The following is a 14,733-nucleotide window of genomic DNA, read 5'->3' on the forward strand; positions in this document are numbered from 1 at the left end:
ATCGACTTATGTATTCATAAGTTCGTTTTACTTAGACTCACGAGGTATATCTTTTTTTGTGAGGTTAATTCATAACATCGTGGAGGTGTTTAGTCTTTCGATGAAAGGCGAGAATAGGTAATAAGCCAAACACTAGACCAACGATGATACATAATAGGGTTAATTGAAGTGAGGCGAGGGAAATGCTAGGGGGCATGATAATGGCAGAACTTGCATTGAGCCAATGAGCTATGCCAAGGTAGGCTCCAAAGCCTAGTCCCCATCCCATAATAGCGCCTAAACTAATAATATAAACCGTTTGTTGACCTAAGATACTATACAGTTGTTTTTGCGTAGCTCCTAGGGCTTTTAAAATTGCATAATCTCGTAAACGATTAAGAGTTGCTAAATAGGCTGTAACTAATACGACTAGCATGGCTAGTATAATTAGCAAGTAGCCAATAGGCTGCCATAATTTTTCACCACGTCCCATTAGATTAAAGAGTTGCGTGATAACTTGTGCAGGAAATACGAGTTGCGCATCTTTTTGTTTAGTGTAGAGGCTAGCTAAGGTATAGGCCTGACCATAGCCGACTGGCTCGACCATGATAGCAGTCACATCGCCTTTGGTAGAAAGGTCATGACCATGGGCATGTAAATCCCAAATACTGTCAATGGACGTCAGTACAGCTTGGTTATAGGGGCCATTGGTGTCAGCTAGAATTCCTACGACTGTGAAAGGATGATCTTCGTGCGCTTTTCCTTTGGCTAAGGTGCCATGGGTAGAGTGGAAGGTATCACCTACTTTAAGCCCTGTATGTTTAGCCACATCTTGTCCAATCACGGCTTCAAAATGTTTGGCAAAAGGCTTTCCTTCTGCTAGGCGTAACCATTCAGGTTGACTAGCACTAGGACGAATAGTAAAAATTTCAGGTTCAGTACCAACAAGGCGATAGCCTTTGATACTATCCCCAAAGGCTAGGGGTATAGCTTGTTTTACTAATTTTGGTTTATTACGCAATTGCTCTACTTCGCTATAGGGGAGATTAGCTAAGGGTTTATCTTGTAAAAAGACGGTATTTAATACAAATTGCTGACTACTGCCAGGGGAACCTACTAGGAGCGTAAAGGGTTCAGTCGCAGCAATGAGTCCCCGCTGAAGCCCGCTCCCTAAGGAAACGACTAATACACTTAACGCAACGGCTAAGGCCATGACGAGTAGAAGTAGGGTGGTCGTCAATGGTTTGGACCAAAGTTGTTGCCAGGCTATTTTACGAATCATGGGTACCTCGCTTTGTTAAGTGAAGTCGATTGGAAAATTGAGAAATGACAGGTTCTTCATGGCTCGTAATAAGTAGGGTAGCTTGTAGTGTTTCACTATAGGCTTTCAATAAATCAATAACAAGACGACTATTTGCTTCATCTAGGCTAGCTGTAGGCTCATCAGCCAAGAGGAGGCTGGGCTTTTTGATAAGCGCTCTAGCAATAGCAACACGTTGTTGCTCACCTTTGCTCAATTGGGTAGGCTTTTTATGGCGTAAAGGGGCAATGCCCATAAGATTAGTGAGTTGCTCCATTTCTTGCACCATTTCTTTGTGCGTGAACCGATTGGCAAAGAAAGCACCGCTTAGGATATTGTCTTCAACTGTTAAAAAGTTGAGCAAATTGAAGTCTTGAAAGATATAGCCTACTTTTTTACCACGCCAAGTATCAAGCTCTTTAGATGATGCTTCATTAAGATACATGTCCTCAACTTGAAGTATACCTGTTGTAGGTTGTAAAAGACCGGCTAGGCACTGTAATAAGGTAGATTTCCCGCTACCACTGACACCGGTAATACACCATTGACTGCCAGTAGTGGCGGAGAAATTAGGTAAATCTAGTGCTGTCACAGAGGTTTCGCCATCAGGAAACTGATGGGTTAAGCTTTCAATGTGAATCATATTAATTTACCTCAGCACCTAAGATGCGAACAAGGCTAACGAAGCCTGTTTCACCATCTACATAGCTGCCTACATCGAGTTGGCCGGTTACGGTAATATCTTGATCATAAGGAAGTGCTGTTACCGCATCATCCAGATAAACGACTACAATGTCACTAGGCCAATCGGCATCAGTAGAGCAGAAAGGGCATATGGACATAGGCGTTTCTGTAAGAACAAAGAAGTTAATGCTTGGTTTTAGCGGTGGCGCCATATAACCTTGCATAGTTACCGTTTGTCCATTTTGGGATAACAAGCTGTCCGATAAGATAAGCCCTTCTGAAGTAGCACCTGCATACATATCGCCAAAGCTAAGCCAATTTGCTAGCACTGTTTGTGGTAGCGAAATTGTCAAAAGTTGTAAGGCGAAACAGAGTATAAGTGGGCGCAACCATTGTTTTAATTGCATCATGTTCCTAGTCACATCCTTAATTATTTTTTACTTATTTTTTTAATACATCTTTGTTGCCATCAATGCCAAGGGCACGAAGAATACCAAAGAATACTTCGGTATTATCCATAACACCACTGAAGTATTCAGAGCCAGGGCCTTGTGCCATGAGTACTACATCATCAGCGGAATGAACTTCACTAGTTTCACCAGTTGTAGTTGGTAAGCTGCCTTCTACTAGACGAGCACCTTGTGGAGCACGTTTTGGATTAGCAATTACTTTACCATCTTTGCCTGCAGTAGCTGGATCATGTGGCTCTGTTTGGAAACGGTAATTTTCGTAGTGGTCAGGGGAGTTAGCATATTGTACAGCTAATGTTACATCCGCATCTGGGTTATCTGGGAAACCATCTCGATTTGCATCGATGAAGGTTGGCCAGCCTGCTTCACCATATACACGAACTGCTTCACGACCTACTTTACCATCTTGTTCACTGTAAGTACCAGTAATACTGATGCCATGAGCATGGTCAGCTACGACGATAATTAAAGTGTTGTCGCCATGAGCTTTGGAGTAGTCTTGCGCATATTTGATAGCTTGGTCAAATTCGATAGTATCGTAAGCAGAACGTTGCCAATCCATAGTGTGAAGTTGTTTATCAATGGAACCAGCTTCTGACATGAGGAAGAAACCATTTGGATTCTTTTCAAGGACTTCAATTGCTTTTTTAGTCATATCCACTAGGCCTGGTTGGTCATTGAAACCTTTAAGCACTGCAGGATTTTCTGGTAAGAATTGGCGATCCATATATACGTTCATAGTATTTAAGGTGAAAAGACCAAGAAGTGGTTTATCTGCTGTTGTTTTAGCTAAATCTGTTTTATTACCTGCAAATTGATAGCCTTTGTCTTTAAATTCTTGGATAACATTTACATTATCTTTACGTTTAGAGCCTGGTGTGCTCAATGGCAAGAAGAACTGGGAACCGCCACCTAAGATAACAGCTGGTGGTTTTGCTCGATTTAAAAAGTCTGTAGCAATAAAGTTTTGCTCGCCACGACGACGGGTGTGAGCTGTTACGGCTGCTGGCGTTGCATCTGTTACTGCTGCTGTAGTTACCATACCATAGGACATATCTTTGCTACGTGAAATAATTTCAGAGATATTTTCTACTTTTGGATCATCTAATGGGTCAGCTGTGCTATTTTCGTAGACACCCATAGCGTTAACTACGGATTTATTACCTGTATTATAGGCAGAGGCACTGTTGGCAGAGTCTGTAACGAGTGAATCATAGCCGGATGTTGTTACTAAAGCCATGTGAGGCATTTTTTCCATAGCTAATACATCGTTAAATTTACCATCCGATAAACCTTTAGAAAGGATACGGGCTACTTCTTTGGCCTGCATGCTCATACCGTCGCCTACAAAAAGAATTACATTCTTTGCTTTCTTTTGTGCTTTTTCATTAACTACTTTGTAACTTGCCGATTGTTTTAAGGTACCTTGGTTCGTAGCAGCAACCACATTAACACGTTTATCACCGACCTCTTTAAAAGCCACATCATTAATACGGTATGAAATATGAGTGCTATGTTGAGTTAGGGTAGGTGTTTCTTTAAATACTTTGCTTGCATCTTCACCATTGATAGTAACAGCTACTTGCTTAGTACCTAATGGAAGCTCTACTTCAAAGTCAAAGCGCTGACCTTGCCAGAATTTAGCCTGATTGATTGGTAATACTTTGATGTCTTTACTTATTACAGCTGTGGCTGGCAATTCTGCTTGTGAGCTAAGAGTAACTGCTGGTGCTGGTGCATCGGCCTTTACCATAGGTGCATTAATACCAAAGGCTAAGGCGCCTGCTAAAGCAAAAAATACCATTTTACGTAAATGCTGCTTGCCATTCATGAAAATACCTCCTAATGTATCAAAAAAGAATGAACATCTGCTGTTATTATCCTAAGAAAGGGCTTATAAAAGATACAGAAAAAAGGCAGTAAATTATTTGTAAAGGAACTGTAATGTGTAATTAAGCCAGTAATTACATGTATTGGTAGACAATTATTATAAAAAAGTGATGAAGAATCAAGGCAAAGTATACTTGACAATTCCTATAGAATATTGTTTTATGCTTATAAATGAAGATAAGTTATTCATTGTATGCGTTTTTTGAAAGAATAGGGTTTTGTGCGTTTTAAAAAAGCAGTAAGGAGGTTTTACTACATTGCCGATATAGTTAGGTGAAGTTGGTTATCATAGTTTCTAGATTTTTAAGTATACCTATCCTTAGATAGGGTATACGGAAGGGAGTTATATGAAAGGACCAATGTTATTAAAACCAATAGAAACGATGGCAGCGGCGTTAGCCATTGGAGAAAAGAAAAGTAGTTTAGGGAGCGTACAACTTTTAATATTAGGTTTTTTAGCAGGCGCATTTATTGCTTTTGCTTCGCAAGCATCAACGATGGGAGCTTTTAACTTATTGGCTCAACCAGAATGGTATGGGCTAGGACGATTAGTAGCAGGTATTATTTTTGGTTGTGGTCTTGTATTTGTGTTATTATCTGGGGCAGAACTTTTTACTGGCAATGTATTGATTACCAATGCTTGGCTATGTGGTAGGGTATCAAGTGTTGCCATGTTACGAAATTGGGTATATGTATATATTGGGAATTTTTTAGGATCATTTTTTATTGCTTGGTTGATGAGTCAATCTGGGTTATGGCATGGTGGTGCTAATTTAGCCGGTGCTATGACAATAAAACTCGCGTTAGGTAAAGTAAGTTTAGATCTTACAGCAGCAATTGTTTTAGGGATATTATGTAACTGGTTAGTATGCTTAGCTGTATGGTTGAGCTTTGGCACAACGTCAACTTCTGGGAAAATATTATCTATTTATTTACCAATCTTTATGTTTGTGTTGTCTGGTTTTGAACACTGTGTAGCTAATATGTATTACATTCCAGCAGGTATCTTTGCAGCGTCTGATCCAAGCTATGTAGCACAAGCCGCTAAATTAGGCATAACTGCAGAGGCACTTCAACAATTAAATTGGAGTACTTTTTTCACTAAAAACTTATTGCCAGTAACACTAGGCAATATGATTGGTGGCATCGTCTTTGTAGGTATGGCATTTCTTTATGGGAATGGCAAACCAAGTGAAGATACTGTAAATGAAGTGAAAGAGAAGGTTCTTAAATAGAAACCCCTATATAACTCTTTTCATTATCGAAAAAATTCGGTATACTAGTAACAAAGAGAGATATAATGTCAAATTTTTTGTAAATGTTACGGACCGCATTTGTTTCCGCGAATTAGAAATGGAGTTATTGATGGAATATACTAATATCTTGTATTCAGTAGAAAATAAAATTGCAACAATCACCTTTAATCGTCCAGAAGTACAAAATGGTTTCAACATTCCTATGTGCAATGAAATTTTAGAAGCTATTGAACGGACTGAAGCGGATCCAGAAGCACGAGTACTACTTATTAACGCAGTAGGCAAAGTGTTTTCTGTCGGTGGCGATTTATCTGAAATGAAACGTGCCGTGGAAGAAGATGATCAACAGTCTTTGGTAGCGATTGCAGAACTTGTTATGCAGATTTCATTTGCCATGAAAAAAATGTCTAAACCAGTTGTTATGAGTACTGATGGTGCGGTAGCAGGTGCCGCATTTAATATGGTATTAGCGGCCGATATGTGTGTATCTTCTACGAATAGCCGTTTTATTCAAGCCTTTGTTAATGTGGGGTTAGCACCTGATGCAGGTGGTATGTTCCTGTTAACTCGTGCGATTGGTATGAATCGTGCTATGCATCTAGCTATGACGGGTGAAGCTGTAACTGCTGAAAAAGCAAAAGAATATGGCTTTGTCTACAAAGTGTGTGAACCAGAACTATTGGTGAAAACGACTGATCGACTTTGTGCTCGTTTAGCTAAAGGGCCAGAACTTTCATTTAAAGCCATGAAAGAACAAATGTGGGCTGCCTTCTTTAGCGGTTGGGATGAATATGCTAAATTGGAAGTAGCTCTACAGACACATTTAGGTTTCTCTGAAGACTTTAAAGAAGGGGTACGCGCCTTTGCTGAGCGACGGAGACCGAACTTCCAAGGGAAGTAAGTTGTATCGTCTAGTGCTTACTTTGTAAAAAATAATATAGCCTCCTTGTGGGGGATTAAAAGATGTCACCTATACTTGTTCTCATTTAGCCAAGCTAAATGTTCGCTCCGTATATGTGACATCTTTTTTATTGCAGAAGTAGTGTATATGACTTTTACAAAGTCATAGCCCATCGCGCATGGGAAGGGATCGAATGGTCGCTGCACATATATAGGGGGCTTTTCTTTTCTCTCTTAGCGCCAGTAGGACAGTGGCAAGTCTTTAAGAGGCCAAGCTAAGAAGTGATATTGAATATAAAAAAAGAGTGTACCAGTATATGTAGCGACCGTCAGAGCTTGTCTCGTCGAGAGCGAACATACTGGTACACTTGCCAGAAAGCGTCAGTAGAAATGTGGTGAATCATTGATAAAAAGAGGCAAGATAGATTCAAGGAAAAATAAGAAGCCCTTACGAATATGTGTAGCGACCGTCAGAGCTTGTCTCGTCGAGAGCGAACGTATTCGTAAGGGCTTTCTATATTCTTATTAGCTATGAGCCTCTTTTTATCGCAGGCTTCGCCAATTACTACTTAGCGATCCCCGTTAAAAATCGAGTTTTTCACGATTACATAATCCACTTTGCGGATAGCAGTTAAATTATTGCCACCAGCATATGAAATAGAGGATTGTAAATCTTGTTCCATTTCTGTTAAGGTATCAAATAGGCTGCCTTTAGAAGGAATGTACATTTTTTTGCCTTCTACGTTTTTTTTTTCACCTTTTTGGGATTCAGAAGCACTACCGAAATATTCTTTGTATGGTTTGCCATCGATTTCCACTTCTTTGCCAGGAGATTCAGTGTGACCGGCAAAGAGGGAACCAATCATAACAAAGGTAGCACCAAAACGAATGGATTTGGCAATATCGCCATGATCGCGAATACCGCCATCGGCAATAACTGGTTTAGTTGCTGCTTTGGAGCACCAACGAACAGCAGATAACTGCCAGCCACCAGTGCCAAAACCAGTTTTTAATTTGGTAATACATACTTTACCAGGGCCAATGCCTACTTTAGTAGCGTCAGCGCCAGCGTTTTCAAGTTCACGCACTGCTTCAGGCGTACCTACGTTACCAGCAATAACAAAGCTTTCTGGCAATTGTTTTTTGATATGTTGAATCATTTCAATGACAGAATTAGAATGGCCATGAGCAATATCAATTGTAATATACTCTGGAGTTAAACCAGTTGCTTTAATTTCATCAACAAATTTGAATTCGTCTTTTTTAACGCCAATACTAATGGAGGCATATAAGCCTTTTTCTTTCATGCGTTTAATGAAATCGAGACGAGTATGTGGCGCGAAACGATGCATAATGTAGAAGTAGTTTTCAGATGCTAACTTTTCAGCTAGTTCTTCGTCAATAATAGTCTGCATGTTAGCAGGTACAACTGGTAAACGGAATGTGCGGTTGCCAAGTTTAACCGTAGTATCGCACTCACTGCGGCTGTTTACTATACATTTATTAGGAATTAACTGAATGTCTTCATAATCAAAGATGTTTGTTGTGTTAATCATGGAATGCCTCCTTGTAATAACATAATAATCCATTAGACATTATATAGGAAAGGTTATGCTTTGGCAAGCTTTAGACGAACATTATTTATGCTTTCTTGTAAAACGTTCTGATTTGCCTTTTCAGAAGTATAAGACGTATAATTAAAGTATATTTGCAGGTATTGGGTAAACATACGCTTAAGGAGAGGCAAATGCTTACTATTTAGTTGTTTTGATGTAGCTGAGCTTAGGCTCAAAGGAGAAAATATGGAACAGAAACAACGGACACGGATGTTAGTAGAAGCAGGACTCTCCATTGCAATCGCATATGTTCTGCATTTTGTTGTATTATTTCAAATGCCACAAGGTGGCTCGGTGAATGCTGCCAATTTAGTGCCTCTGATTATATTTGCCCTTCGTTGGGGTGGTAAATGGGGCCTAATTACATGTATGGCTTATGGACTTATTGAATTTCTTTTAGGTTTTAAATTTTCCCTTCATTTTTTGAGTATTTTATTAGACTATATTTTAGGTTATGGTGCTATTGGTATGGCGGGCTTTTTTGCGAATACGCGTAGCGGTGCTATTGGTGGTGTATTAGTTGGCTGTTCATTGCGCTGGCTTTGTTCCGTTGTTTCAGGGGCTGTTGTTTTTGCTGCCTATGCACCAGCAGGTCAAAATCCTTGGCTATACTCCATGATTTATAATGCTAGCTATATGGTGCCAGAATTAGCCATTAATTTATTGGTCATTGTGTTGTTTTATACACGCATTATGAAGGGCTTGCAAAGAAGGTGATGCTATGAAACGACTGGTTTTAGAACGCACTGATGGTCATCATGCATATAAGCGGGGCGTTTTAATTTTAACGGGCGGTCAAAGCTCTCGTATGGGACAAAATAAAGCGAATTTACCTTGGCAAGGGGGCACTTTTTTAACAAAGTTACTTGAAAAAACAAGGGCTGTAGATCCTATTGACATTGTTATTTCCTCTAATGAACCAGTTGATTTACGACTCTTGCCAGGGCAGTTGTACGCCTCTCATCCACTTAGTGATCGCCAAGGTCATGTAGCGCTTAGTGAAACTGAGGTAGGGGCCATTAAGCCTGATAAGAGTATGCGTTATCAATGGGAGATAGGCGATGAACCGACATTAACTATTTATGTTGTACCTGATCAAGGAGAAAGTCAGGGGCCATTAAGTGGTTTATGGGCTGGTTTAGAAGCGGGGCAAAGTGAAGTGTATTTAGCTGTGTCCATTGATATGCCTTTTTTTAATAACTTTTCTTTTGGCAGCACCTGTGACATGTTAAAACAATTAGGTAAAGAACCTATTGATTGTGTGGTGCCAACTCTTAATGGACGATTAGAGCCCTTGGCGGCATTATATAGTCGTCGTTGCATTACACACATTGAAAACTTGTTAAAACAAGGGGAATTACATGTAAGGGCCTTATTTGATAAAGTAAAAACAGAATATATTTCAGTAGATGATAGAGCGTTAGATTATCGTAATGTTAATACGCCGTTAGATTATAAATTAGTGCAGTCCTTAGTCCTTAATCAGGAGCGTAAGGTGCCTTTTATATTTGTTGTAGCAGAGCAGTCTAAGACAGGCAAGACGTTGGTAGCTACACAATTAATTAGGGCGTTCACTAATTTAGGATATGAAGTAGGTTATGCTAAAAGTGATGGGCATGGTTTTACGATGGATAGAGAGGGAAGTGATACATGGTTAGCGTCACAAGCAGGGGCCAAAGCGATTGCAATTAGTGGACCTCAACAATATGCTATGCTAGTTTCGCATAATAAAAAGAAGGATATTGCAACCTTGGCGGAGAACTTATTAGTAGACTTAGTGATTATTGAAACACGAAGTCGAGGTATGTTGCCTAGTATTGAGGTATTACCTAGCCATATGGAGCTTTTAGAGCAAGGTTCAATAGCTACCGGTTCGGTTGTGAAGGGATCTATCGTAGTAGCTGATGTTAAAGAAGGAGCGGCTCAATCTGAAGATTTAGAGCGGGCTCATTTTTCATTGGCGCAAATAGATGAGCTGGCTATGTGGTTAAAGCAACAGATTTTACCAAACCCTTAAGGTAATATTGCAATATAGGTATTAGGTTATACACGGATTTTTATATTCAAGTGAATGAGAGGGTACCCTATGCAGCGTAACTATGAGAAGATTGTTACAGTATGTCCGTATTGTGGATCGGGATGTCAAATTGAGTTTACTGTAGATAAGAAGGCCAATCGAATTATTGAAGCTAAGGGAGCGCCAGGGCGTACGAATGAGGCTCGTCTTTGCTTAAAAGGCTTCTATGGTTGGGATTACTTAAATGACCCACAAATTTTAACTCGTCGTATTACCTCACCTATGATTCGTAAAGGCGGGAAAGGTAGTCCTTTAGAACCAGTTAGTTGGGAAGAAGCTATTGAGTTCACCGCCGAACGTTTAAAAGCAATTATTAAAGAATATGGTCCAGATTCTGTTATGGCAGCCGGTTCTGCTCGTGGCCCAGGGAATGAAGCGGGCTATATGACTCAGAAATTTATGCGTGCTGTTATTGGTACTAATAATGTGGATCATTGTGCGCGTATTTGTCATGCTGCATCTGTAGCAGGCTTAAAGCAAACCATTGGTGAAGGGGCTATGTCCTTAAGCGTGCCCGAAATTGAAGATGCCGAAGTTATTTTAAATATTGGCTATAATGGGGCGACATCGCATCCTATTGTTGCCCGTCGTATTGTAAAAGCTAAAGCTAAAGGGGCTAAGATTATTTGTGCAGACCCACAGATTTCTGAAACTGCTCGTATTGCTGATATTCATCTGCAACAAAAAGGTGGCACTAACTTATTATTATTAAATGCGTTAGCTTATACGATTGTTGAAGAAGGCTTAGTGGATGAAGAGTTTGTCAATAATTATGTAAATGGTTATGAGGAGTTTGCTCCTAAATTGGCTGGCTATGCCCCAGAAGCAGTTGCAGCACAAGTAGGTGTACCAGCTGAGCAAATTCGTGCAGCAGCTCGTTTATATGCATCATCTAAACACTCTGTAATCCTTTGGGGCATGGGTATTACCCAATTTTCACAAGGTGTTGATAGTGTAGCGGCTTGCTCTAACTTAGCTATGTTAACTGGTAACTATGGTCGTTATGCTACTGGCGTGGGTCCTGTGCGTGGACAAAACAATGTACAAGGGACTTGTGATATGGGGGTATTGCCTAATGAATATCCAGGCTATCAAGATGTAACAGATGATGCAATTCGTGAAAAGTTTGAAAAAGCTTGGGGCGTAAAATTATCGCCAACCGTAGGGTTAAAGCTAACGCAAGTGCCTGAACAAGTGTTAGAAGAAACAGATCCAAAGAAACAAATTCATGCGTATTATATTATCGGTGAAGACCCTGCTCAGTCTGACCCACATTTAGAAGAATTGCGTGAGGCATTTCAAAAGATTGACCTCATTATCGTACAAGATATTTTCATGAATCGTACCTCTGAATATGCTGATGTATTGTTACCAGCTACAGCTTGGGGCGAACATGATGCGATTTATACTTGTTGTGATAGAGGGTTCCAGCGTGTGCGCAAAGTGATTGAACCACCAGCTGGGGTTAAAACAGACTGGGAGATTCTCTGTTTATTAGCTACGGCTATGGGTTATCCAATGCATTACAATAATACAAAAGAGATTTGGGATGAAATGCGTATGTTAGCACCTAAATTTACAGGTGCAACTTATGAGAAAATTGAAGCTCTTGGCAGTGTTCAATGGCCTTGTTATGATGAAAGTATGGAAGATACAGGGACTATGTACTTGCATAAAGATGGTCATTTTGCAACCGCCGATGGCCGTGGTAACTTAGTTTTTCATGACTATCAGCCAGTAAAAGAAGAAGTAGATGATGAATATCCACTTTCCTTCTGTACAGTTCGTGAAGTAGGTCATTATTCAGCACGAACTATGACTGGTAACTGTCGTATGCTTCGTCAACTAGAAGATGAACCAGGCTGGATTGCTATGAATCCTAAAGATTGTGAAGCATTAGGCGTTGAACAAGGCGATTTAGTGCGTGTACGGTCTCGTCGTGGTAGCTTAATTACACGATGCTTGCCAACAGAACGGGCTAAAGAAGGGGCGACTTATATGACGTACCAATGGTGGATTGGTGCTTGTAATGAGTTGACTAATGGCGTATTAGATCCTAAGAGTAAAACACCAGAATATAAGTACTGTGCTTGTCGTGTAGAAAAGTTAGACAATCAAGCAGAAGCAGAAGAATATGTGAAATCACAATATGCTCTTATTCGAGCAAAAATGGGTATAGAAAAGGCAGGTGCCGGCGCATGAATCGTTTTGTAAAAGGAAATCCCTTACTTTGTATTGGTTGCCGTACATGTATGGTAGCTTGTGTAGTTTCTCATCGTGGTAATGGTATTTTTACTACAGATCCAGATAGTGAAGACTTTTTCCCACGTATTCATGTAATAAAAACTAAAACAAAAACAATGACAGTACAATGTCATCATTGTGAAAATGCACCTTGCGTTACTGTATGTCCAGTAGGGGCGCTTGAAAAAGGACCTAATAGCATTCTTCTTCACGAAGAACGTTGTATTGGTTGTCAGCAATGTACTATGGCTTGTCCATTTGGCGCCATTCAGATGAAAAAGCTTTCGGATGAATCGGGTGTGCGGGTGGTAGCTAATAAATGTGACCTCTGTGCCCATACGGAAGAAGGCTCGCCAGCCTGCGTTTCCCATTGTCCAACTGAAGCATTGACGTATTATGTAGAAGATAGTATCGCTGATATTGCTAGTCAGAAGAACCTCCAAACAGCGAGAAAAGCATGGGCTGCAAAGGAGGGACAAGCATGAATCGATTCGTATTTTGTGATGTAAGTTTATGTATTGGCTGTGGCATGTGTGAACGGCAGTGTATTATGTCACATCAGGGTTTGGGAATGGCTGAGGTGCAGTTGGATAATCCATTACATCGGGCGCGGTGTAAAGCCTATCGACAACCAGAATTGAAAGTAGCAGTTCATTGCCGTCATTGTGAAAATGCACCTTGTATGGCTGCTTGTCCAGTTAATGCTATTTCCAAACGCAATGACAATATGATATTTGTGGATGAAGATATTTGTATTGGCTGTCGTGAATGTGTATTGGCTTGTCCATTTGGTGCGGTGCGTATGGCACCATTAGAAGATGGCCGCACGGTAGCAACAAAATGTGATTTATGTATTGATACAGAAGCGGGCACACCAGCTTGCGTAAAAGGTTGCCCTAAAAAAGCACTTACATTAGTGACAGAAGAAACTATGAAAGAGTGTATTGATCATAAACGAAAAACATTTGCATAGTTGAGTATTTAGTTTATAGTAGTATAGTTTGAGGCATGGAGCAGGAATATATGGAGGCAATTACAGTAGAAGCAAGTCAGCAAAAATGGCATACAGAATTAGCCAAACGGTCTAAACAGGCTGTTGAATATATACCGCTGTCTCAGGCTTTAGGACGAGTTTTAGCACAGGATTTAACAGCACAAAGTGATATGCCACCATTTCGCAAATCGCCTTATGATGGATTTGTGATTCCCTATGTGGCAAATCAACAACGGTTTAAAGTAATTGGCTTGATTGGTGCTGGTGAAGTCTATGATGGGCCAGTTAGAGCTGGCGAAGCAGTTCGAATTATGACGGGGGCACCTATTCCTGATGATTGTGACACTATGATTATGCAGGAGCGTTGTGATTTTGATGGGGAATATATCACTGTGCGAGGACAAATTACGCAGGGTGACAATATTGTGCCACAAGGTGAAGAATGTAGTGTTGGTGAGACTGTAATTGCAGCTGGCACTTATTTAGATGCTGGTGTTATTGCAGTAGCGGTAGGACTAGGTTATGCTACGGTGCCGGTGTATGTACCTTTAAAAATACTGGTATTGACCTCTGGGCGAGAGATAGTACCTGTAGGAGAACCACTTACGGCCGGTAAAATCTATAATTCAAATTTGTTTATGCTGACAAATTTATTAGCCGAACACAGTTTTTATGAAGTGGTGACATATCATGTTAGTGATGATCCAGCTGTATTAGAGCAGGAAATCAAAGCAGTAACAGAGTTAAGTCAGCAGGCTGATATAATCATGAGCACTGGTGGCGTATCAGTTGGATTATTTGATTCTATGCCAGCCATTTATGAAGCGTTGGGCGCTCGAGAATTATATAACAGGGTTCTTATGAGGCCTGGTGCCGCTTCCTATGGTGGTATAATTGACCGTGGTGAAGGTAAATTTACACTCTGTTTTGGACTATCAGGTAATCCGACAGCGGCTTATAATGGATTCCATTTATTAGTGTTGCCAATTTTACGCTTTTGCCAAGGTTATGCTGTGTCTGAACTTATGAGTGTATCCTTACCTTTAGGCGTAGCCATTCATAAGAAAAATCCATTTGATCGGTATGTACAAGGCGTTATTACCTATACTGAAGAAGGTGCTACTTTTATACCGAATCGTGTATTTACCTCTAGTGCGTTGCTAGGGTTAGCAAAGGCTAATGGTTTGGCTAAATTAGAGCAAGGAATACATAGTTATGATGCTGGCGATATAGTACCTGTTATATTGCTTAAAAATCATAACTAAACATCATCAATAATAAATAAGGCCCTATTACAATCGTTTCCAGGATATATTGAACGAT

At 40.3% G+C, this 14,733-nt stretch carries 13 protein-coding genes; 8 read left to right on the top strand and 5 right to left on the bottom strand.

The features are described from left to right. Positions 1–64: 64 nt before the first annotated feature. From NFR44_RS00065 to NFR44_RS00080, 4 genes are read right to left on the bottom strand one after another with little or no spacing between them, the layout of a single operon-like run. On the bottom strand, positions 65–1,261 hold the full coding sequence (locus tag NFR44_RS00065; protein ID WP_251439751.1) for an ABC transporter permease: 1,197 nt from the start codon (positions 1,259–1,261) through the stop codon (positions 65–67). Next, a complete protein-coding gene (locus NFR44_RS00070) occupies positions 1,251–1,922 on the bottom strand; it encodes an ABC transporter ATP-binding protein (RefSeq protein ID WP_251439756.1) in 672 nt (223 codons plus the stop codon). Before NFR44_RS00070 ends, NFR44_RS00065 begins: the two co-directional genes overlap by 11 nt. A gap of 1 nt (position 1,923) precedes the next feature. After that, positions 1,924–2,373, bottom strand: coding sequence for a hypothetical protein (locus tag NFR44_RS00075; RefSeq protein ID WP_251439758.1), 450 nt, complete (start codon positions 2,371–2,373; stop codon positions 1,924–1,926). A 31-nt stretch (positions 2,374–2,404) separates the two neighbouring features. Continuing rightward, on the bottom strand, positions 2,405–4,264 hold the full coding sequence (locus tag NFR44_RS00080) for an alkaline phosphatase (RefSeq protein ID WP_251439762.1): 1,860 nt from the start codon (positions 4,262–4,264) through the stop codon (positions 2,405–2,407). A 406-nt stretch (positions 4,265–4,670) separates the two neighbouring features. Here NFR44_RS00080 and NFR44_RS00085 point away from each other — a divergent pair, with 406 nt between their 5' ends. Together NFR44_RS00085 and fabM are read left to right on the top strand one after the other, a co-directional pair. Continuing rightward, positions 4,671–5,558 carry a formate/nitrite transporter family protein gene (locus NFR44_RS00085; protein WP_251439764.1) on the top strand — a complete coding sequence of 296 codons (888 nt, stop codon included), beginning with the start codon at positions 4,671–4,673 and terminating at the stop codon, positions 5,556–5,558. A gap of 130 nt (positions 5,559–5,688) precedes the next feature. Then, positions 5,689–6,480, top strand: a complete 792-nt coding sequence (gene fabM / locus NFR44_RS00090; RefSeq protein ID WP_251439767.1) for a trans-2-decenoyl-ACP isomerase — start codon at positions 5,689–5,691, stop codon at positions 6,478–6,480. Positions 6,481–7,048: 568 nt separating this feature from the next. Here fabM and guaC read toward each other — a convergent pair. Continuing rightward, complete coding sequence (gene guaC / locus NFR44_RS00095) at positions 7,049–8,035, bottom strand: GMP reductase (protein WP_251439770.1); 987 nt, start codon at positions 8,033–8,035, stop codon at positions 7,049–7,051. 246 nt (positions 8,036–8,281) lie between these two features. On the opposite strand from guaC, the gene thiT reads away from it, so the two are divergent. From thiT to NFR44_RS00125, 6 genes are all read left to right on the top strand, one after another. After that, the gene (thiT, locus tag NFR44_RS00100; RefSeq protein WP_251439773.1) at positions 8,282–8,812 is read left to right on the top strand and encodes an energy-coupled thiamine transporter ThiT; all 531 of its coding nucleotides are present in this window, start codon (positions 8,282–8,284) and stop codon (positions 8,810–8,812) included. A gap of 4 nt (positions 8,813–8,816) precedes the next feature. Then, the gene (locus NFR44_RS00105; protein ID WP_251439777.1) at positions 8,817–10,112 is read left to right on the top strand and encodes a molybdopterin-guanine dinucleotide biosynthesis protein MobB; all 1,296 of its coding nucleotides are present in this window, start codon (positions 8,817–8,819) and stop codon (positions 10,110–10,112) included. Between the two features lie 69 nt (positions 10,113–10,181). Beyond that, positions 10,182–12,374: a formate dehydrogenase subunit alpha gene (gene fdhF / locus NFR44_RS00110; RefSeq protein WP_251439781.1), complete on the top strand. Its 2,193-nt coding sequence runs from the start codon at positions 10,182–10,184 to the stop codon at positions 12,372–12,374. After that, complete coding sequence (locus NFR44_RS00115) at positions 12,371–12,901, top strand: 4Fe-4S dicluster domain-containing protein (protein WP_251439784.1); 531 nt, start codon at positions 12,371–12,373, stop codon at positions 12,899–12,901. The genes fdhF and NFR44_RS00115 overlap by 4 nt, the downstream gene beginning before the upstream one ends. After that, positions 12,898–13,389 (top strand): 4Fe-4S dicluster domain-containing protein, encoded by a 492-nt coding sequence (locus tag NFR44_RS00120; RefSeq protein WP_251439787.1) that lies wholly within the window; start codon positions 12,898–12,900, stop codon positions 13,387–13,389. The genes NFR44_RS00115 and NFR44_RS00120 overlap by 4 nt, the downstream gene beginning before the upstream one ends. A gap of 50 nt (positions 13,390–13,439) precedes the next feature. Beyond that, positions 13,440–14,675 (top strand): molybdopterin molybdotransferase MoeA, encoded by a 1,236-nt coding sequence (locus tag NFR44_RS00125; RefSeq protein ID WP_251439790.1) that lies wholly within the window; start codon positions 13,440–13,442, stop codon positions 14,673–14,675. The last annotated feature ends 58 nt before the right edge of the window (positions 14,676–14,733 follow it).

The organism is Veillonella intestinalis (genome assembly GCF_943193155.1).
Taxonomy (GTDB): Bacteria; Bacillota; Negativicutes; order Veillonellales; family Veillonellaceae; genus Veillonella_A; species Veillonella_A intestinalis.